The sequence below is a fragment of the Pseudomonas sp. TH31 genome (genome assembly GCF_016650815.1).
Taxonomy (GTDB): Bacteria; Pseudomonadota; Gammaproteobacteria; order Pseudomonadales; family Pseudomonadaceae; genus Aquipseudomonas.
Genome location: NZ_JAEKEZ010000027.1, coordinates 39993 through 58341, shown reverse-complemented (window position 1 = coordinate 58341; position 18349 = coordinate 39993). Strand labels below are relative to the sequence as shown.

At 53.6% G+C, this 18349-nt stretch carries 16 protein-coding genes and 3 pseudogenes; 14 read left to right on the top strand and 5 right to left on the bottom strand.

Going from position 1 to position 18349, the window contains the following annotated elements; all coding sequences use genetic code 11:
* Nucleotides 1-207: 207 nt before the first annotated feature.
* Together JFV26_RS34960 and JFV26_RS18315 are read right to left on the bottom strand one after the other, a co-directional pair.
* Nucleotides 208-327 carry a transposase domain-containing protein gene (locus tag JFV26_RS34960; RefSeq protein ID WP_201194468.1) on the bottom strand — a complete coding sequence of 40 codons (120 nt, stop codon included), beginning with the start codon at nucleotides 325-327 and terminating at the stop codon, nucleotides 208-210.
* A gap of 207 nt (nucleotides 328-534) precedes the next feature.
* A complete protein-coding gene (locus JFV26_RS18315; protein ID WP_201194466.1) occupies nucleotides 535-1212 on the bottom strand; it encodes an OmpA family protein in 678 nt (225 codons plus the stop codon).
* Between the two features lie 670 nt (nucleotides 1213-1882).
* Here JFV26_RS18315 and JFV26_RS18310 point away from each other — a divergent pair.
* Both JFV26_RS18310 and JFV26_RS18305 read left to right on the top strand, forming a co-directional pair.
* Nucleotides 1883-2665: pseudogene (locus tag JFV26_RS18310) on the top strand (IS5 family transposase); the annotation flags it as partial.
* Nucleotides 2666-3301: 636 nt separating this feature from the next.
* Complete coding sequence (locus JFV26_RS18305) at nucleotides 3302-4021, top strand: helix-turn-helix transcriptional regulator (protein WP_201194463.1); 720 nt, start codon at nucleotides 3302-3304, stop codon at nucleotides 4019-4021.
* On the opposite strand, the gene JFV26_RS18300 is transcribed toward JFV26_RS18305, so the two are convergent.
* Nucleotides 4014-4700, bottom strand: a complete 687-nt coding sequence (locus JFV26_RS18300) for an acyl-homoserine-lactone synthase (RefSeq protein WP_201194461.1) — start codon at nucleotides 4698-4700, stop codon at nucleotides 4014-4016. The two genes, JFV26_RS18305 and JFV26_RS18300, sit on opposite strands and share 8 nt — an antisense overlap.
* 403 nt (nucleotides 4701-5103) lie before the next feature.
* Between JFV26_RS18300 and JFV26_RS18295 the strand changes: the two genes are divergently transcribed.
* The 11 genes from JFV26_RS18295 (at nucleotide 5104) to JFV26_RS18245 (ending at nucleotide 15755) form a co-directional block, all read left to right on the top strand.
* Nucleotides 5104-6372, top strand: coding sequence for a beta-ketoacyl-[acyl-carrier-protein] synthase family protein (locus JFV26_RS18295; protein ID WP_201194459.1), 1269 nt, complete (start codon nucleotides 5104-5106; stop codon nucleotides 6370-6372).
* Nucleotides 6373-6374: 2 nt separating this feature from the next.
* Nucleotides 6375-7157, top strand: coding sequence for a MaoC/PaaZ C-terminal domain-containing protein (locus tag JFV26_RS18290; protein ID WP_201194457.1), 783 nt, complete (start codon nucleotides 6375-6377; stop codon nucleotides 7155-7157).
* A gap of 20 nt (nucleotides 7158-7177) precedes the next feature.
* A complete protein-coding gene (locus tag JFV26_RS18285) occupies nucleotides 7178-7444 on the top strand; it encodes an acyl carrier protein (protein WP_201194455.1) in 267 nt (88 codons plus the stop codon).
* Between the two features lie 53 nt (nucleotides 7445-7497).
* Entirely contained in the window at nucleotides 7498-8391 is an 894-nt protein-coding gene (locus tag JFV26_RS18280) for a diiron oxygenase (protein WP_201194453.1), read from the top strand.
* Nucleotides 8388-9908 (top strand): phytoene desaturase family protein, encoded by a 1521-nt coding sequence (locus JFV26_RS18275; RefSeq protein ID WP_201194452.1) that lies wholly within the window; start codon nucleotides 8388-8390, stop codon nucleotides 9906-9908. Before JFV26_RS18280 ends, JFV26_RS18275 begins: the two co-directional genes overlap by 4 nt.
* On the top strand, nucleotides 9905-10744 hold the full coding sequence (locus JFV26_RS18270; RefSeq protein ID WP_201194451.1) for an alpha/beta hydrolase: 840 nt from the start codon (nucleotides 9905-9907) through the stop codon (nucleotides 10742-10744). The genes JFV26_RS18275 and JFV26_RS18270 overlap by 4 nt, the downstream gene beginning before the upstream one ends.
* Before the next feature lie 37 nt (nucleotides 10745-10781).
* Nucleotides 10782-11537 (top strand): 3-oxoacyl-ACP reductase FabG, encoded by a 756-nt coding sequence (gene fabG / locus JFV26_RS18265; protein WP_201194450.1) that lies wholly within the window; start codon nucleotides 10782-10784, stop codon nucleotides 11535-11537.
* Between the two features lie 41 nt (nucleotides 11538-11578).
* Nucleotides 11579-13084: a phytoene desaturase family protein gene (locus tag JFV26_RS18260; protein ID WP_201194449.1), complete on the top strand. Its 1506-nt coding sequence runs from the start codon at nucleotides 11579-11581 to the stop codon at nucleotides 13082-13084.
* 42 nt (nucleotides 13085-13126) lie between these two features.
* Complete coding sequence (gene fdxA, locus JFV26_RS18255) at nucleotides 13127-13489, top strand: ferredoxin FdxA (protein ID WP_201194448.1); 363 nt, start codon at nucleotides 13127-13129, stop codon at nucleotides 13487-13489.
* A 23-nt stretch (nucleotides 13490-13512) separates the two neighbouring features.
* Nucleotides 13513-15087 (top strand): phytoene desaturase family protein, encoded by a 1575-nt coding sequence (locus JFV26_RS18250; protein ID WP_201194446.1) that lies wholly within the window; start codon nucleotides 13513-13515, stop codon nucleotides 15085-15087.
* A gap of 236 nt (nucleotides 15088-15323) precedes the next feature.
* Nucleotides 15324-15755, top strand: a complete 432-nt coding sequence (locus JFV26_RS18245) for a hypothetical protein (RefSeq protein WP_201194443.1) — start codon at nucleotides 15324-15326, stop codon at nucleotides 15753-15755.
* A gap of 151 nt (nucleotides 15756-15906) precedes the next feature.
* On the opposite strand, the pseudogene JFV26_RS33675 reads toward JFV26_RS18245, so the two are convergent.
* Nucleotides 15907-16110, bottom strand: a pseudogene (locus JFV26_RS33675) (IS66 family transposase); the annotation flags it as partial.
* 61 nt (nucleotides 16111-16171) lie between these two features.
* Nucleotides 16172-16429 (bottom strand): IS66 family insertion sequence element accessory protein TnpB, encoded by a 258-nt coding sequence (gene tnpB, locus JFV26_RS34955; RefSeq protein ID WP_201194442.1) that lies wholly within the window; start codon nucleotides 16427-16429, stop codon nucleotides 16172-16174.
* A 933-nt stretch (nucleotides 16430-17362) separates the two neighbouring features.
* Here tnpB and JFV26_RS18235 point away from each other — a divergent pair.
* Nucleotides 17363-18327, top strand: a pseudogene (locus tag JFV26_RS18235) (IS3 family transposase); the annotation flags it as partial.
* Nucleotides 18328-18349: the final 22 nt, after the last annotated feature.

Here is an 18349-nt window from a genome sequence, read left to right as displayed (position 1 = left end):
GGCATTCGCCAAGCGACACCATCGACACCCAGCAAACGCAGTCCTGCCCAAGTCGGATGAGGGGCCGCTTCATGCCAACTTTTCTGAGTCAGATGGAAGACCTGTCGTACTGCCTCGCAACCCTATCTCTGACGGGCTTGAACCACAGCGCTGGGCGCCACAAGGGGCATTGCCTCGGCGGCATGATGTTCATACCGCTGACCACATCTAGGCCGACATGCGCCGAAAGAACAGCATGGAGATAATGCACCAGAGCTTCATCTCCAGCGGCAAGTTCCGCTTGCGCGGGGTTTCTAAGCCTGCCTGTTCAAGTGCCTGCTTGACCAAAGAAGGATCGAGTACGAATCCAATCCTTCGATTGAGTTGGGGTAGAGGCGATGTTCTGGATCAGTTCCATTGCCCGAGCGAGACGCATAAAAAATCCGATGCCAGTATAGGCATCGGATTTTGATTTCTTGGGGACAAAGGTCAGGCCGGAGGGCTTAACTGTTTGGCATTACCCTCAAGGGGCCCTTTTAGTGCAGGTAAAACGGTTCAGTTGCCGATGACCTGGATGCTCACGCGACGGTTGGGTTGCAGGCAGCGGATCAACTCGGGCGTGGCATTGACGCCAGGGCAATCGACCCGCGGGTTGGCGCTGCCTTTGCCGAGGACGGTGATGTGGTCTCGGGCAATGCCTGAGCGCTGGAGTATCTCAGCCACTGATTGGGCGCGGGCCAGAGCCAGTACCTGATTGGCCTCGGGAGCACCGATGCGGTCGGTATAGCCGGTCAGTACCAAGTGCGGTTGCTGGCTGTATTCGTTGCGCAGCAGTTTGCCGAGTTGCTCCACGCTTTTCCGGCCCAGGGCTTTTATGTCTTGCACTCCAGATTTGTCGAAGTCGAACAGGGCATCGGAGGAAAGGTTCAGTTCTCGCGCCGGCGTAAGCTGCTTGATCTGCTGCAAGCTAGGTTGTGTGCAGTTCATATCCCATTTTTTTTGCTGGACTATTTTCTGATTCGCATCCAGCGTGACCGGAGCCTGACAGGTAACGTGCTGCCCGTTTTCGTCGAAACTGAAGGCATAAACGTTACCTTTAGGGATGGTCACCACCTTGGCCGGCTCCCCGGCCACAGGGGCCTTTTCGTCGACAACTACAGGTTGTTTGGTTGCGCCGGATAGGCCCTCGGTGTTGGAGCACGCCACCAGCGCCAATACAAGCAGAGTCAACAAGAAGATATTTTGGCCTTGCATCTTTGGAATACCATAACTTTTCATGAGGGCCCGATCTTAGGTGTGATCTGCCTAGTTGAGTAAAATGGTTAACAATTGCTCAGAATTCAAGTGGCAACAATAATGAGAAATCTGAACGGATTCTCGTTCTTTCAATGCCTCGCGGCCTTTTGTAGCAAGGTTTATCAAGTAAGGGAGTACTGTTTTCTGGCCGGTATGAATGTCCACAGTGGCAATCATCCCGGGGGCGTACGCCTCAACTGAATGCTAGGCGGTTAGCGATAACCGCGTAAAAATAGGATTGCTTTCCGCATCTTCTGACCTTTACCCGCCAACCTCAATGACCTCAAGCTGAGAGGCCAAGTCCTTAGCGTACGATTTTTTCTGTTTTCTCTATTCGTTCGTCGATAACACCGTGCGGGGTGATAAAACGGATGCGGCTGTGGCGATTCTCATGATTGTACCAACGGATAAAATCCCCACCAAATTTACGGATGGGTTGGATTTAAAAAATGGTTTTTGGTTACGCTGTTCTCCAGGCCTAAGATACTTCCGCCTATGAATTCAGAATTGTTTGATTTTTCCGCGATTGGCGACCCTATATGCTAAGAAAATCGAAAAGGCTTCTTTATTTTGCAATATCCACGAACGCCTGTCGCCGAGTTTTCCGATGAAGAAATTGACCTTCGCCGACGCCGAGTACGCAGGTAAACGCAAGGCGGTGTTCTTGATCGAGATGGATCAGGAGGTGCCCTGTAAAGGGCTGATCGCTCTGATCGAGCCTCATTACCCGACGGGTGAGTGTGGTCGCTCGGCTTGTTCGTTGATGGCGATGCAACGTGTAAACTGGTTCGGTTACAGCGATCCGGCGGTGAAGGACGCGTTTTACGAGACTTCCATCCTGCGCCAGTTTTCCGGGCTGAGTCTGGAGCGTATCCTTGACGAAACCACCATCCTCGACTTCCGTCGCCTGCTTGAGAAACATGAGTTAGCGGCAGGATTTCTGGGCGTGATCAATGACTACCTTGTGGCCGCGGCCTGTTATTGCGCCAAGGGACCATCATCTATGCCACGCTGGTCCATGTGCCCAGTTCGAATACAACTAAGAAAGGCAACCAGTATTACTTCGGGGCTAAAGTGTACATCGAGGCCAACGATTAGCCAGGCCTAGTGCGCTCCGTGGTGGTCACGTCAGGCCAATATCGCGGACGTCACCCAGATCGACAAACTGGCGCATGGCTCGGAGAACGTGATGTGCGCTGATACTGGCTATACCAGGGTCGAAGAAGGCGAAGAGCATGTAGGACGCCAAGTCATCTAGCAGATTGCGGCGCTGCGCAGCGCCCACAAGAAACACGGCAAACGCAGCGCGTTGTACAAGGCGATTCGTAAAATCGAGAAGGCCAAGGCCCGGGTGTGCGTCGAGATAGAGCATCTGTTTGGGCTGTTCAAGTATGGCTCGTCGACATTTGCTGGCGAATGAAAGAGAAGTACGTATGTAATGTGGGAAAAGGTGGCCACTACAGTCGAAAAGCATGAATTAGACGACGGAATTGATTGTATTACGACCTGCCGCCGTTTTTAAAACCGCTGATAGCGGGTGGCCGGAACATTTCCAGCTATTTCAGACCATCCCTGTAGCGCCAAAGGTGAAGATATCTTACTTGAAATCCAGTTCCCGATAGCAGCAATGGTTAAAGAGAGATTTTTCCGTGACAGGACATTAATTGACCAACCGTGCAAACACTACCTGAACGGAGTGTTGCTAGCCATCTAGGTATAGTTTACAGAGTTATACGGAAGTATGGCGTATGTGGCGCTGTTTTGGCGCCTGAAAAACATTATTTGCTCGCAGAAGGGTTGTTGTGTATTTTTTCCGAGTTTTATATTGTTTCTGAGCATATAACAGCTCGGGAAGAGCCCCCCTTAAATCGCTACCCGAGTTGCTGCGGGCTCAATATGTAGCGGGTTATGGAGAACAGTGACGCTCAGCACATAAGTAAGAACTGGAATAATAACTCTATCGTCGATATCTGAATTTCAGGAGGCGGAAAGCTATAACAAAGATCACAAGAGAGGGGCACGTATAATGAACAACCGGCTTGAGTTCTTAGGTCTGATTCATAGTGATATTGATGAGTTTTTTTTTCGGGCGAAATACGAACTTGAAAATAAGCTTAAAGATTTTGGCTTTTACAGCTATGCTTATATTGCAACTCTGAAAAATCGAAAAGTAACACCTGTGATAATTTCAAATTATCCGGCAAGCTGGTTAAGTGCGTACAAGGCTGCTAATTATCACCTGATCGATCCAGTGATCAACTATGGCCTGCTTAACTGTGCTCCGTTCTCATGGGGAAAGCTCCAAGGGTTAACCGAGGGTAAGGAGTTTTTTAAGCTTTCCGGGAGGCACCAAATTTCTTCTGGCACCACTTTCATTTTACATGACTCCGTCGGACTATTTGCCGCTCTGAGCGTGTGTAATATTAGCAACCAGGATGAATTTGAACAGCGCTTGGTTGATCATGCCGCAGAGATTCAGATGGCGCTAATCCACTTCCACGATTGCCTTCTGAGTACCCGAACCGTGGAGGAATTGTTTCCTGAGTCAAAGGATGATTTGCTCTCAGAAAAGGAAATGCTCGTACTCAAATGTGTTGTACGGGGTAAAGCCTATCGCGAAGTTGCAGCGATCTGCGCCATTTCCGAGCGCACGGTAAAGTTTCATATGTCCAACATATCCAGAAAATTACAGGTGTGTAATGCCAAGCAGGCGGTTTTCGAGGCTAAAAGACGAGGCATTATTTAATTTCAAGCCCGGTGGGGCAACAGATCCTGCGTTTGTCCACTTGGTACTGGTGGTGAGGCCACTGGATAATGTCAGAGTATGACAGAGAGTATTTCTGAGCGATAACTGCGAGTAGTTGTTTATGGTTTTGGGCTGTCACCGGCATCTCCAGCAGCAGCACCTTCTCGCCCGGCGAAGCCTCACCGGTATCTAGCACGTTGTAATGCCAGCCTCCTTTACGGACGATCCGTGCCATAGCATTACTTACCACGGTGATAATCGACCCCAGCCCAGTTGTGACAGCATAATTGTGCATAGTAAACAGCAGCATCTCAGACAGCGGCACGCTTGATAATCCCAGTAGGCGTGAACGGGTTTTGTCGACAAAAAAACGGCTGGCCTCAGCCGTCAAATGGTGCTTAGGAAGGTCGCAGCGAAAAAAATGGCGAAACGGCCCCTCGACCATGTAGGGGTGTACTGTATTAATTAGTCGCAGGCTCGCCAGAGGAACACCTTTCCACGTGCCGACTAGGTATGTGGTGTTTACACTATCGAACTCGTCGTGCTCGATACCATTTCTTATATTAATATTCCAGTTTAATCGGTCGGCGAAAACTTCTTTGCGCAACCGATATAATTCGTGCAGCCATGGTTGGGCGGCGCTTGCGTAGTTGATATAGTAGAACTCTATGTCTTTCATGACAACCCGCCCTCAAGTGGTATGTTGCGCAGGTGTCTCACACCCTGCGCATCTAATGATTACCTGCTGCTCAGCGAAAATCAACCAATTACAATTACACACAGAAAGAAAACCGGCTTTTTATGAATTGTACTTAGGTACATGCTAATTCGTTAAGATTTGCACTTACGTGCAGTTGTAGGGTTTAAAAAATTACGGCATGTTGTTGATAGATAGCTGGTCGCACCGCACACCTATGATTTACGAAGGCTGCTGGCGATTGTCTTAATAAGGTATGGACGCGCCAATTTTCCGCTGAAATATAATCGCTGCCTAATTTTTTAGCCCCTGTTGTCTTGAGTTTTTAAATATGGTTCTGCAACATTAAATCTGAATATCATCAGTAAAACTGGACAAGGAAATCATGAAAAATTCCGCTTTGTTAGAGCCTCGCCGTGTCGTTGTGACCGGGTATGGTGCTATATGTTCGCTCGGCCAAAACGTCGATGCTATTTGGGAGGGGATCATGAATTACCGGGTCGGATATCGAAAGTACAGACTCGATGACCCGACTATCCATGCAAGTTACTTTGGATTTATTGACGATTTCAGTGGCGATGCAATGCGCCCGTTCTCGAAGAAAATTTCCAAGATGTTACCACTGTTTGCCAAATACAGCCTGATTGCGACCCATGAGGCCATCCAGATGGCCTACGGTGAAGTGCCGCTAGACGAGTTTGTCTCGCCGTTTGATCGCGGGGTGATAGTGGGTACCGGCTGGGGTGGACTCGATACGGCCAACAGCAACAACAACGAATACCGAGAGAGTGGTATAGCCACCTCCTTCGCCACTGTCATGTCGATGTGCAATGCTGCAACCGCCGGCATTACCATGAACTGGAACATGCGTAGCATTCAGAACACCCCAGTCGCTGCTTGTGCCACCGGTACTATCGCCATCGGCGAGGCCTACGAGGCAATTCGAAGCGGTCGCGCCAAGGTGATGATCGCGGGTGGTAGCGAATCGCTCAAAGAGCAATTCAACGTCTGGTCGGTGGATGTCATCCAGGCGCTGACCAAGGAGCAAGAAAACCCGCGTCTGGCCTGCTGCCCGTTCAGCAAGGGACGCAGCGGTTTTGTACTCTCGGAAGGTGCCGCCGTACTGTGCCTGGAAGACTACGAACTGGCCAAGGCTCGGGGCGCGAAGATCCTCGGCGAGATTACCGGCTACGCCAACTATTCGGATGCTTATGACATGACGGCCCCGGCCGAGGACATGCAGGCCCGGATTCGGGTGATCCGAGACGTGTGCAAACAGGCGGGTGTGCAGGCGCAGCAGATCGACTACGTCAACCTGCACGGCACCTCAACGCCACTCAATGACGTCAATGAAACCAACTCAATCAAGATGGCCCTGGGAGATGCGGCGTATGGCATCCCTATGTCCAGCACCAAGTCCTACACCGGGCATCTGATCGGTGCCGCCGGCTCCATGGAAGCGGTTTTTTGCCTAAAGGCCATGGCCGAGGGAGTCGTCCCGGCGACGATCCACATGGACGAAGCCGATCCTGAATGCGACCTCAATTACGTTCCCAATAAGCACCTGCATGGGCAGACGTTGAATAACGTAATGAACCTGAGCTTCGGTTTCGGTGGCGCCAACGCCGGCATCATGCTGCGGAAGGTGAACTAATCATGCAGTTTCAATTCGGAGCACGGGATATCGAGGCGTGGGCCGGCCTGTCCGGTGATCGCAATCCGATCCACTTTAACCTCGAAGCTGCACGACGCATGGACGCGGCTGATGTGGTGGTTCATGGAATGCTGGCGCTGTTGCCGATCAAGCACCGTATGGGACGCGTCAATGGAGTGTTGCCTGACGACTGGGTGCAGTTTAAGGCGCTGCTAAAGGCCCCGGTGCTGCGTGACACTACTGTCGCGCTATCAACTACCCCGCGCACCGGCAGTACAGGCTTCAAGCTATTGTCGCAAGCGGGTACCAGTGAACATGTGATTGGTCATGTACGCACCGTGGAGGCCCCTGTCTGGATATCCAATGCTCTAGGCTTTGTGCTAGAGCGCGGGAAAGTGGCGATCTGGCTGCAACAGTTTCGCGACGGCCTGGGCCAGGGGGTCGATGACTGGGTCGCGCTCGATGCGCTGATCTTTTCCCACTTCATTGGCCACCACATCAGCGTGGTTTTCGACTGCCTGAGCGAGGATTTCCAAGCGAAGCTGCAGTCGAGCAAGCTCGAAGACCTGTCAGATCATCTGGTGGTGCAGACCAGCCATCAGATCACCTTCTGTACCTCGCAGCTCTCGCTGGGCGAGTTGCAAACTGATATCCGCTGCGAGATCGACAACATCAACCTGATCGAAAGCCCCGGCAAGACCGTCGGCACTCTCGATTTGGGCGTGCATGTAAGTGATCGCCACGTGATGACCATCACCCTCGGGTTGATGGTGAAAGAACTTTAACCCCATCAAGGAGCTGTGCAATGACAACTGTAGATAACGTATTTGGCGTAGTGCGCGATCTCATTCTTGAACTCAAGGATGTCGACGAAAGCGATTTGACCCTCGATACCAACATCGAGAGTCTTTCCTTAGACAGCTTGGATTTTATTGAAATGCAAGTCGTGGTCAAGAAAAAAATAGGCGTGGCACTGGACCCGGATTCGTTCGCCAGCCGCAATATTTCCAACCTGCGACAGCTGTGTGAGCTGATTGTCGAGCTCAAACAGTCGGGATCCGCTCTTGCCTGATCGGTATATCGGTACCGCTCACTCATTACTCTAGGAGCGATAAGGAAATGTCCATGCTGACCAATAGTGTGCTCACCATTTCAGAGTCAAAGAAGTCGAAGGTATGCAAGCTGAGCGAGGTCTCGCACCACAAAACAATGGACCATGCGACGGTGCTGCCCTGGGATCAGGACATTGATCTCGGCGTGTACCCCAAGAATCCCGAGCATTTGTGGATCAACGGTACCCGTTTTTGCGATGGCCTGAGCGAAGCGCAAAAACTGGAGCTTGCCTGGCTGGAAACTGCCCGTGACATCTCCATGTTCATCTGGTTGGAACAGACTATTCCGCCACTGTACATGGGATATGTCACCCAGTTTCACGACCGCATTTCTCAGGAACTGCAGGAATACCTGATGATCTTTTCGAAAGAGGAGATCATTCACACGCTCACCTTCAAGCGTTTCATGGGCAAGGCCAACCTGCAACTGTGGAAACCGCCGGTGGGGCTATACGAGCTGCTGACCCAGACGTTACCGAAAATGGAACCGGCAGTGGGCGTGCTGTTCACGTTACTGATCGAGTGGGTGGCAGAACTCGGTGCGATGCACACTTCACAGGGCAAGGATATCGAGCCAATGACGCGCACCATGTTCCGTGAGCACCACAGAGATGAAGCGAGGCACATTGCTTTCGGTCGCTGGATTAGCGAGTCGTTCTTCGAAACGACTAGCCCCGAGTCCATCGCCCAAGTACGGCAGATGAGCCAGCGGATCATCTCGGCGCTGATCGACATGTTTACCTACAACCCGGAAATCGCCCTTCATACCTCATTCGAGTTTCCGATTGCGGTCGATGACAAGGAGAGGATCGAGCAAGTGTGGCGTTCAGAGCACAACAAACGCCTTAACGACGAGCGTTTTGCTGAGTTATACGCTTGGGTCGACAAACTAGGACTGCGCCAATGAACCAACCGCCTTGGGACGCGATCTTCGTCGGTGCGGGAATTACCAGCCTGGCGTGTGCAGCCATGCTGGTCAAACGCCATCCAGGACTACGCCTTCTCGTCATCGACAAGCATATTGTCGTCGGCGGCTATGCCACGACCTTCAGTCGGCCGAGCCAGGGCGTCACCTTCGATTGCAGCCTACATAAACTCAGTGGAATGACAGAAGGTGGGAACCTGATTCGTATTCTTCGGGAGCTCGAACTGGATCGTGCCCTTGATCTGGTTTATCCCGACGATTATTTCTGCGCCTATCGCGCGGGTACAGTGCTGCCGTTGGCCAACAATGCCGAGCAAGCGGAGCAACAACTGGTTGCCCGTTTTGGGCATCAAGCCGAGGGGATTGCTACCTTCTTCGAGCACGTACGCACCTATGGCCGTAACGGTTATTACCAATTCCAGATGCTCAATGGCAGCTTCGAACCGGACATGACACAGCTGCGTTTCGCCCATCGGAATTTCAAGCACAAAACTGTGCGTGAGGTGCTACATGAGTTGTTTGACGATCCGTACCTGATCGAGATCCTCGCGGCGCCGGGCATCTATGTCGGTGGCTACTCCGAGGATCTAGGGTACCTGTACTTTCTACACGTTGTGTACGCCACGCTAAATCGTGGCAACGCTTACGTCGTGGGATCGTCGCAGCGGTTGTCTAACCTATTGGCGCAACGGGTGTTAGAGGCCGGAGGAAAGATCGCACTCAGCACTCACGTTGATGATGTGCTCACCGACGGCAATGGCAACGTCACTGGTGTACGCACCAGTCGCGGTTTTTTTAACTCGGCGCAGGTGTACATCAATACCTCGCCGCACTATGCACTGCAGTACCTGTTTTCGTCGGATATTGAACTGGCGGCGACCCGCGACAAACTTACGGCTCTGAAACCGGCACGATCGACCACTACTGTTTACCTGGTCATCGATCACGCTCCAGCCGAGTTGGGCTTGCATCACACCGAATCGATGTTATTCGCCGACGAAGCGACAGCCGTAGAGTTGCGCATGGCGGCGGAACGCTCTGGATACGACACCGAGCTCAGCGAACACGCCTTTTGGCAAATGTCGCCGATTGAAGTCACCAACTACCACGCGCTTGATGCCGCCGGGGGCAAGGTCGTGTGCCTGAATGTGCTCGATTCGATTGCCCATTGGCCTCGACGGCGTACCCCGGAATACCGCGCGAAGAAGCAACGTGCCAGTGAAGTGCTTGTCGAGCGCTTACTGATGCATGTGCCGGGCTTACGCGGACATGTGATGCATATCGAGGTGGCGACCCCGCACACCTACGTCCGCTTCACCAATAACACCGACGGTTCCGGTTACGGGGCGATGGTTGGCACCGACCTCAAGGGACATGTGTTTCATCACGGGTTCCCGGTGCAAGGCGTGCACTTCCTCAGTGCCTGGGTGGCCGGGCCCAGCTATGAAGCGGCATTCGGTTATGCAGAGATGAAAGCCAAACAATGGAAGCAAGCATGAGTAGGCGCGTGCAATCAACGGGCAGTTTCGGCATCACCCTCTCCAAGCTTTTCATCCGCGTCATGCTTCGACAGGTGCAAGGGTGGAAAATGGATGTTCCTCCCCGGGCAGCAGGCTTCGTTGAAGTTGGCCGCGACGGTAGTCATCTGGAGGGCGCCTCTCTGCGCACGACAGTTGTACGTCCACGTGGTGTGGTGCTTCTGTGTCATCCGTTCCTCAAATACGGTATGCACTACTTATTGAAGAACAAGTTCGATCACGAGTTTCTCGCCCAGGGCTACCACGTCATCGTGTTCAACTTTAAAGGATTTGGCCGCAGCACCTTCGGTGGCCATGCGTTTGCCGATGATGTGTTTGCGATTGCCCGGCGAGTCTCGCGGGACTTCCCTGGGTTGCCGATTCAATTGCTCGGCTGTTCATCTGGCGGCTACCACCTATCCCATGCCTTGGCGCGAGATTCCATGCCGTTCACCTCGGCGGTACTTGACAGTGTGCCGATCTCGGTTCGCAGCTATTTCACCCGTGGACCATTGCGCATAGCCATGCGCTGGATCAGCGGCAGCAATCTAGCGGTGCCTACGGGTACCTGTTCCATTGACTTGTCACTACGTGGCGTGCGGGACATGCCGATTACTTATCTCTACGGACGCAATGATTACTACATTCCAGAAGCAGGCGTTACCGAACTCGCCAAGAGCTGTCGCTCTCTGCAAGTGATCGGTTTCGACAGTTGTCGTCACCTGGAAACCCACAAGAAACACCGCGAGCGATACTTCGAGGAAGTCTTAGGTTTCTTTGCTCGAGCGGAAATCCAATCACGACCTGTGTCGGTGTAACCCGGCATCAGCGGTCAACACAAAAAGGATACTGGGAATGGATGTTCAGCGGGCTTCAGCGGGCAAATGGGTGCTGGTCACTGGCGGCAGTCGCGGTATCGGCCGATCACTGGTGTCGGCGTTGGCGAAGGAGGGCTACCACGTCGTCTTCACATATCAGTCGTCAGCCGACGCGGCAACCGAGCTGGAGCGGGAGGTCTCCGCAGCAGGCGGCGATGCGCACGGCTGCGCCTGCGATGGCCGCGATTATGACTCGGTAGAGCGTGTCTGTGCACAGTTGATTGCAGATCTGGGCGAGCCCTATGCGCTGATCAACAACATGGGGATCACCGGTGACCAGTTACTGTTCAACTTTGATGTAGGTCGTTATCGGGATGTGATGGCTACCAATCTCGATTCGGCGGTGTACTTCAGCAAATGCCTGGCGCCGGCGATGGCCTCAGAGCGCTGCGGCAAGATCCTCCATATGTCTTCGGTGAGCGGGCTCAAGGGCAATAAAGGCCAGTTGAGTTATTCGGCGAGCAAAGCGGCGATGATCGGCATCACCAAGACCATGGCACTGGAGTTGGCGCGCTTCAAGATCACCGTAAACGCGATTGCCCCGGGGTTCATCGCTACAGAAATGGTCGAGCAGATTGCCGATCCGATTCGCAAGTCCATCACCGACCACATCCCGCTAAAGCGCTTTGGCGAGGTCCACGAAGTCGCCGCCCTGGCTAGTTTCCTGCTTTCAGCGAATGCCGATTACATCACCGGTCAGACGTTTGTGATTGACGGTGGCCTGACAGTTTGACCATGAAGTCCAAGTCAGGCCTTAAATAGCCAGGAGAAGTTATGAGTGAACAATACGATACCATTTTTATAGGTGCAGGGCTGGGCGCGCTGGCGGCTGCTAGCTTATTAGCACAGCGTGGTCAGAAAGTTCTGGTCGTTGAAAAGCACAACATACCCGGAGGATACGCCAGCAATTTCCGCCGCAAGGACTTTAACTTTGATGTGTCGTTGCACTCATTCGATGGTGTGGTGCGTGGCGCCGAGTCGTTCAAGGTTATCGAAGCCTGTGGCGTAGCGGACAAAGTCGAGTTTCTCCATCATCCGACTTTGTATCGCTACCGCTCCCAAGACATTGACATTACGGTCGGGCATCGGGACCTAGAGGGCTACAAGCGTGAGCTATTCCGTTTCTTCCCTGACGAAGTTGGCAATATCAATCGCCTATTTGCCGAATCACAACGTAATTTCCGCGACTTGTGTGGATTTCTGTATTCGCGCAAGCCGTTTTGGATGCGATTCATTTCGACGCCGCTAGTCTACCCGCGCGTACTAAAATATGGCCACGAAACAGTCGACCATTTTTTCTCGCGCTTCACCAGCAATGATCGGCTCAAGGAAGTTCTGTCAGCGCAGTGGAGTTACTACGGCTTACCTGCCAAGGACCTCGCTTTCGGCTATTTTTCCTACCCGTTTATCGACTACTTACAGAACGGCGGCTACTCGATAAAAGGTGGCTCACAAGCCCTGTCCAATGCGTTGGTCGAGGTGATCGAAGAGTATGGCGGGCGGGTCGAGCTGGAGTCGGCAGTCAATCAGATTGTAGTAGAGCGTGGACGCATCAGCGGTGTGGTCACTCGTAAGTCGGGAAAGGTTAGCGCACGTAATGTGGTCGCAAACATCAGCCCTCAGGCGGTGGTAGCGATGGTGGGTGAACACCACTTTAAGGCACGTTACCTAGCGCGCATGCGCGAGCTCAAACTGTCAGTCTCCGGGTTTCAAGTCTACTTGGGGCTTAAGTGCTCGCTGAACGAACTGGGTGTCGGCTCGGAAGAGTACATTCATTTTTTTTCCCCAGAGAAAACCCAGCGGCAACAGTATGAGCATGTCCAGACCGGTGAGCTGCACGCCGACAAAACCAGTTGGTCAATAAACTACTTCTCCAACGTCGACCCTTCCATGGTGCCACCCGGAAAATCCAGCCTCGGTTTGTTCACGCTGACCGGCGCAAGTAGTTGGCATTCACTTGACAAGCTCGACTATAGACGCAAGAAGCTCGAACTTACTGAGCTACTAATCAGCAATGCCGAACGTGTCATCCCGGGGCTCCGCAACCACATCGAAGTCTGCGAAGCGGGCTCGCCGCGGACCATGACCAAATTCACCCATAACCCGGCTGGCGCGATTTATGGTTTCGAGCAGAGCACTCGGCAGTCCGGCTTATTCAATCGCTTCCCGCAGAAATACCCGATCAAAGGGCTGTACCAAGTCGGTGCCTGGACGTTCCCAGGCGCAGGCTTCATCGGCACGATGCTCTCGGCGCGTATGTTGGTCGACCGCTACTTCTGACCGGCGACTTTGCAGCCAACCAAACATTTCACGAGGCTCACCATGACCTATGTAGTGACTGATAACTGCATCCAATGTCGGCATACTAGCTGCGTCGATATCTGTCCCGTGGACGCCTTCCACCTGGGGCCGAACTTCATCGTAATCAACCCTGAAGAGTGCGTTGATTGCGGTCTGTGCCTGCCAGAGTGCCCGGAAGAAGCCATCCAGCCGGAGAACCAGCTGAACGACGTCAATCACCATTTCATTCAACTCAACGCCGAGTTGGCGAAGCGCTGGCCGGTGATTCTCCAACGGATTGAGCCATTGCCGGAGCATGAAAAGTGGAGCCGCCAACCGAACAAACTCGCGCTTTTGCAGCACGGTGTCGACCATGGCGCAGCACAACCAATCTTCCCTTCTTGATACCTGACTGGAAACGATGATGTATGCAAACTTTTGATCGTTTCAAAACGCTCAACCGAGACACATTTGACGTGATTGTGGTCGGTGCGGGTATCGGCGGCCTGACCGCCGCAGCGACGCTGGCCAATCGCGGCAAGCAGGTGCTGGTGCTGGTGCTTGATATGCACTACGAAATGGGCGGCTGTGCCACGGTGTTCCACCGCAAGGGCAAAGACTACGAATTCGATGTCGGCTTGCACTATATCGGCGATTGCGGAAAACAAGGCCTAATTCCGCGGATTTTGCGTGGAGCGGGCATCGACGATGGTGAAATAAGGTTCCTCGAGCAGGATCCCGAAGGATTCGACACCCTGCGCTTTCCCGACTTTCAGTTTGGGATTCCGCGTGGTTACGAGCGCTTTCGCGAAAAATTGCTGGAGGAGTTCCCACAGGAACAGGCAGGCATCAGCCGCTATTTCAAGATGCTGCAGCAAGTGTGGGACTTCATGGGTATCCACTCCCGGCCACTGACAGCATTGTGGGTGTTGCCGCGTTCGTTGATGTTGATGCGCCACGCCAAGTCGACCGTGAAACAGTTTCTCGATACCTGCACCCAGAATCAGCGTTTACGCGCGATTCTGACTAGACAGCTCGGCGTTTATCACCAACCTCCGAGCCGGGCGACCATGGTTGGCCATGCTGCCGTGGTCAATCACTTCCTGCAGGGTTCGCATTACCCCTCCGGAGGCGGCCAGATGTTCTCTGACAAACTCGGCGAAGTTGTGGAGCGCAAAGGGGGTAAAATTCTTTTACGCTCCAAGGTTGAGCGCATCCTCGTTGAGAATGGACGCGTCGTCGGTGTAGAGTTCAGTATCAAACACTTGGGTCAACGCGTGGTCAAGGCGGCGGCATTTATCTGCAACGCCGACATCAAGCACGCCTTGCTCGGCCTGATCGGCCCCGAACACCTCAAGCCGCAAACTATTCGTCGCGCGGAGCAGTTCGAAATGTCGCCGGCAATGGGCGTGCTTTATCTTGGCGTCGCCATGGACCTCAAGGCCATGGGGCTGAAGAACACCAACTACCGCGTCTACCCAGACTATGATTACGAAGAGGCGTGCCGCAATGTACTCGCGGGCAGCTTCCCAAACGATCCACACCTGTTCATCGGCAACGCCACCATGAAAGACCCGGCCATTGCCCCGCCCGGGATCTATAACCTGCAATTGATGTCCGTCGTGCCGACCACTGCCAATAGTTGGGGGGTTACCGACGCTGAACTCAAGGACGGCAGCTATCACAACAACTCGGCTTACCTGGAAAAGAAAGAATGGTACGCCCGGCAACTGATCGAGATGGCGGAGCGGGTGATTCCCGGTATATCCAAACACATCGTGTGCCAGGAAGTTTCGACGCCGTTCTCGGTGACCCGTTTCGTCGGTTCAGAGGGTGGCACCTCCTATGGTCTTGCGTTCACGCCGGAGTACTTCCTGCACAACCGTCCGGGGGCCAAGACCGAGATAAATAACCTCTATCTGTGCGGAGCTTCCACACGCACCGGTCATGGTATTTTCGGCGCAATGGTCGGCGGCGTGGAGGCCGCTGCAGCAGTTGCTTGACGTCGCGTGCGTTATGAAGTGATGTATATCGGTAAGCGGGCTGAAGCCGCACATACTTGAGAGGTGTACGGCTAGCTGACTGCCTGCACAACGGAACAACTGCATACCGCACGATATGTTCAACGTATGCGGGAGGTCGGCACCTATGATCCACTTCATTATTAAATCATCAAGCGCTCCTTAAAAAGGGCCCGAAGGTATTTTGTAGAGATTCACTTACATTAAGGCGCAGTGGGATGGGGAATGAATACAATTTGGCACTGATGATCGGCGCGGGACTTAGCGTGATAGCTGCATCGCTTCATATCGGTATCATCATAGCGGGTCCAGTATGGTATCGACTGTTTGGCGCTGGTGACCGTTTCGTATGCGCAGCCACCGCCGGGCGTTTTTTTCCGGCAGTGGCCACCGCAGTCATTTCGCTCATATTGTTCGCCTGGGCTGCCTACGCCTTGTCCGGCGCCGGCGTGATAGGTCGCTTGCCATTGTTGCGTCCGGCGTTAAGTGCCATCACGCTGGTATATCTGTTACGTGGCGTCCTTGGACCGTTTGTCTTGATGGGCACCGGGCGCAGCACCATGTTCATTGTAATCAGCTCAGTGATCTGTCTGGGTTATGGTCTAGTACATCTTCTGGGGTTGATTCAGAGTTGGGACGAATTGGCGTAACCGCTTGCTCTATAGGTCAGTTATTTAGAGGCGAATACTTACAGCAAGTTCAAGGTTGAAGAGCATTGCATCACTCATCTGGATCGCAAGACCGAGACGCTGTCGGATGATCATCTGACGGTTGCAGTGACCTAGCATGTGAAAGTGGGAACGGCGCAGTTTGTCGTGGCCGGTCAGGAGATTCACTATGCCGTTTGAGCGGCGCGATCTCGTTTGACAGTTGTTCGTTGACCGTTTCGAGGTGGTGGATCTTCTGGCCCACGGAGTCGACCTGGGACAGCAGCTGCATGGCCTGTTCAGCCAAGGCGCGCAGCTGTTTCGGTGTCATTTGGTCGAGGTTGGGCAACGAAGTCATGCCGCTGGTTGTGCCAGAGCAGGCAGTCAGCGGCAATAAACCGATGGGCTAATGGCAGGTGCTACAGCGCTGTGATAGAGTCGCCCGCGCCGACCCGTTGCCAAGGTAACCCTAGTACCAAGGCTTGAAGTTGCTCGCTATCGAGGGCGACTTCCGAGCCGTGCCGGATACCGGGCCAGTGAAACTTCCCTTGGTTTAATCGGCGCGCTGCGAGCCAGATGCCCACGCCGTCGCGCACCAGGACTTTCGTCCGGTTGGCGCGGCGATTGACGAAGAGGTAAGCGCAGCGCGGCTTCGCCGCACCGAATACAGCAATCACTCTGGCCAGCGCGGTTTCTGGCGCGCATGTCCATCGGTTTGGTGGCGAGCCAAATTGGCGTCGATGCGGATCACTGGGCAAGCTCACGGATAAAACGGGCACACCCAGCAGGATCTGAGGATGGCCACTTCACCGTAAGTGTTTGGTGGTCAAAAGGAACCTTGATGCTGACAGACACCTGCTGATCAGGCTGGACTTGGGACTCCAGCTTCATCGGAACGAAAGCGGGCAACGCCGGCGACTGTTGATCACGATAAGCAGGTATCTATTTACGAACGAGGTTGACGTTGATGCCGTGGCGCAAAGCTACGCTGGCCATCGACACGCACCGTTGCCTCCTTAAGCACTTCGCCGCAGGTCCACAAGCAGCGGCCGGGGCTACCGGAGCGCCTGAACGCGCGACTCCTAAGCAAAACCGTCAAGGGCAAGGTTTGTCAGATTCTGACGTCGATGACCGACCCACGGCGCTTCCCGTCCGACGAAATCGTCGACCTGTACCGCAAGCGATGGGGAGATCGAACTAGGCTTCGGGAAATGAAACAGACCCTGCTCAACAGCAACTATACATTGCTAACAAGACGCCCGAGATGATCGAGCAAGAGCTGCGGGGCGTTTTGCTGGGTTACAATCTGCTGCGCTACCAGTGGTGGGGATGAGTCGCCACTGTCCAGGTACTTACCCGTGCGCAATGAGCTTTAGCGCATGTACCTGGCCGAGCTGCATGCTTCATGCCCCGCACTATTTCCTGCCTCATTGGCAAGAGGAGCGTATTTATCCCCGAGCCATCAGGCTTGAATCCACGAAGTATCCGATCAGAAATAAAAATGCCGGTCAGCTTAACTGACTGGTATTAGCCCTTGAGGGCCCTTTTTTTAATGCTTGTCTCGTCCTGAATAGGGTTTACACCTTCTGACCTATCTTCAGGAGGACTCAATGGATTCGGGAAAAAGGCGCAGTCAGCGTGACTACACGCTGGCTTTTAAAATATCGGTCGTAGACCAAGTCGAAAAAGGCGAGTTGAGTTATAAAGAGGCTCAACGGCGCTACGGCATTCAGGGCCGGTCCACGGTACTGGTTTGGTTACGCAAACATGGTCGGCAGGACTGGAGTCAGGGCGCATCAATTCGAGTGCCGAGGAGCAGGTCCATGACCGAGCCAACCCTCCCGCTGACACCCGAGCAGCGGATCAAAGAGCTTGAAGAACAACTGGCGCTGAGCAATCAGAAGGCTCAGTTTTTTGAAGCTGTCGTGAACGTTTTGAAAAACGACTACGGTGTTTCTGTCATAAAAAAGCGACCCGGCAAGTCCTCTCGCAAAGGCAAATCCAAAGCCTGAGTATCACCAGGGCTTGCCTGTTCATGGGCATTTCGCGCCAAGCCTATTACAAACGCAACCGAGCTTTTGACGCCAAGACCTGCCAGGACCAGAAGATAGTGGACTTCGTTCTGGAAAAGCGGCGGCGCCAGCCAAGACTCGGTACGCGCAAGCTGCATTACTTGATGGGCTCCGAGGCCCCGGCATCGCTGTGCGTGGGCAGAGACCGCTTGTTCGCCGTCCTGAGAGAGGCGCGAGCGCTCGTTCCGCGCAAGCGGGCTTACCATAAGACGACTCATAGCCATCATCGTTTTCGCCGCCATCCCAACTTGCTCAAAGCGGGCCCGGAGCAAGTCGTCGCCAGTGGGCCTGAGCAGATCTGGGTTGCGGACATAACCTATCTGCCAACGCAGAAAAGTGTGGCCTACGTAAGCCTCATAACCGATGCCTACTCACGCAAGATCGTTGGCCATCATGTGCATGAGAGTCTGCATACAGAGTCAGTGATCAAGGCGTTGCACAAAGCTGTTGGTGAGCGTCAAACCACGCAAGCACTGATCCATCACTCAGATCGCGGAGCACAGGGCGGATTCAACCGGTCGTCGC

What these genes read in the sequence shown, in the direction of transcription:
- JFV26_RS18305 (WP_201194463.1), top strand. Translation starts at nt 3,302, where the DNA reads ATGAACAACCGGCTTGAGTTCTTAGGTCTGATTCATAGTGATATTGAT.
- JFV26_RS18300 (WP_201194461.1), bottom strand. Translation starts at nt 4,700, where the DNA reads ATGAAAGACATAGAGTTCTACTATATCAACTACGCAAGCGCCGCCCAA.
- JFV26_RS18295 (WP_201194459.1), top strand. Translation starts at nt 5,104, where the DNA reads ATGAAAAATTCCGCTTTGTTAGAGCCTCGCCGTGTCGTTGTGACCGGG.
- JFV26_RS18290 (WP_201194457.1), top strand. Translation starts at nt 6,375, where the DNA reads ATGCAGTTTCAATTCGGAGCACGGGATATCGAGGCGTGGGCCGGCCTG.
- JFV26_RS18285 (WP_201194455.1), top strand. Translation starts at nt 7,178, where the DNA reads ATGACAACTGTAGATAACGTATTTGGCGTAGTGCGCGATCTCATTCTT.
- JFV26_RS18280 (WP_201194453.1), top strand. Translation starts at nt 7,498, where the DNA reads ATGCTGACCAATAGTGTGCTCACCATTTCAGAGTCAAAGAAGTCGAAG.
- JFV26_RS18275 (WP_201194452.1), top strand. Translation starts at nt 8,388, where the DNA reads ATGAACCAACCGCCTTGGGACGCGATCTTCGTCGGTGCGGGAATTACC.
- JFV26_RS18270 (WP_201194451.1), top strand. Translation starts at nt 9,905, where the DNA reads ATGAGTAGGCGCGTGCAATCAACGGGCAGTTTCGGCATCACCCTCTCC.
- fabG (WP_201194450.1), top strand. Translation starts at nt 10,782, where the DNA reads ATGGATGTTCAGCGGGCTTCAGCGGGCAAATGGGTGCTGGTCACTGGC.
- JFV26_RS18260 (WP_201194449.1), top strand. Translation starts at nt 11,579, where the DNA reads ATGAGTGAACAATACGATACCATTTTTATAGGTGCAGGGCTGGGCGCG.
- fdxA (WP_201194448.1), top strand. Translation starts at nt 13,127, where the DNA reads ATGACCTATGTAGTGACTGATAACTGCATCCAATGTCGGCATACTAGC.
- JFV26_RS18250 (WP_201194446.1), top strand. Translation starts at nt 13,513, where the DNA reads ATGCAAACTTTTGATCGTTTCAAAACGCTCAACCGAGACACATTTGAC.
- JFV26_RS18245 (WP_201194443.1), top strand. Translation starts at nt 15,324, where the DNA reads ATGGGGAATGAATACAATTTGGCACTGATGATCGGCGCGGGACTTAGC.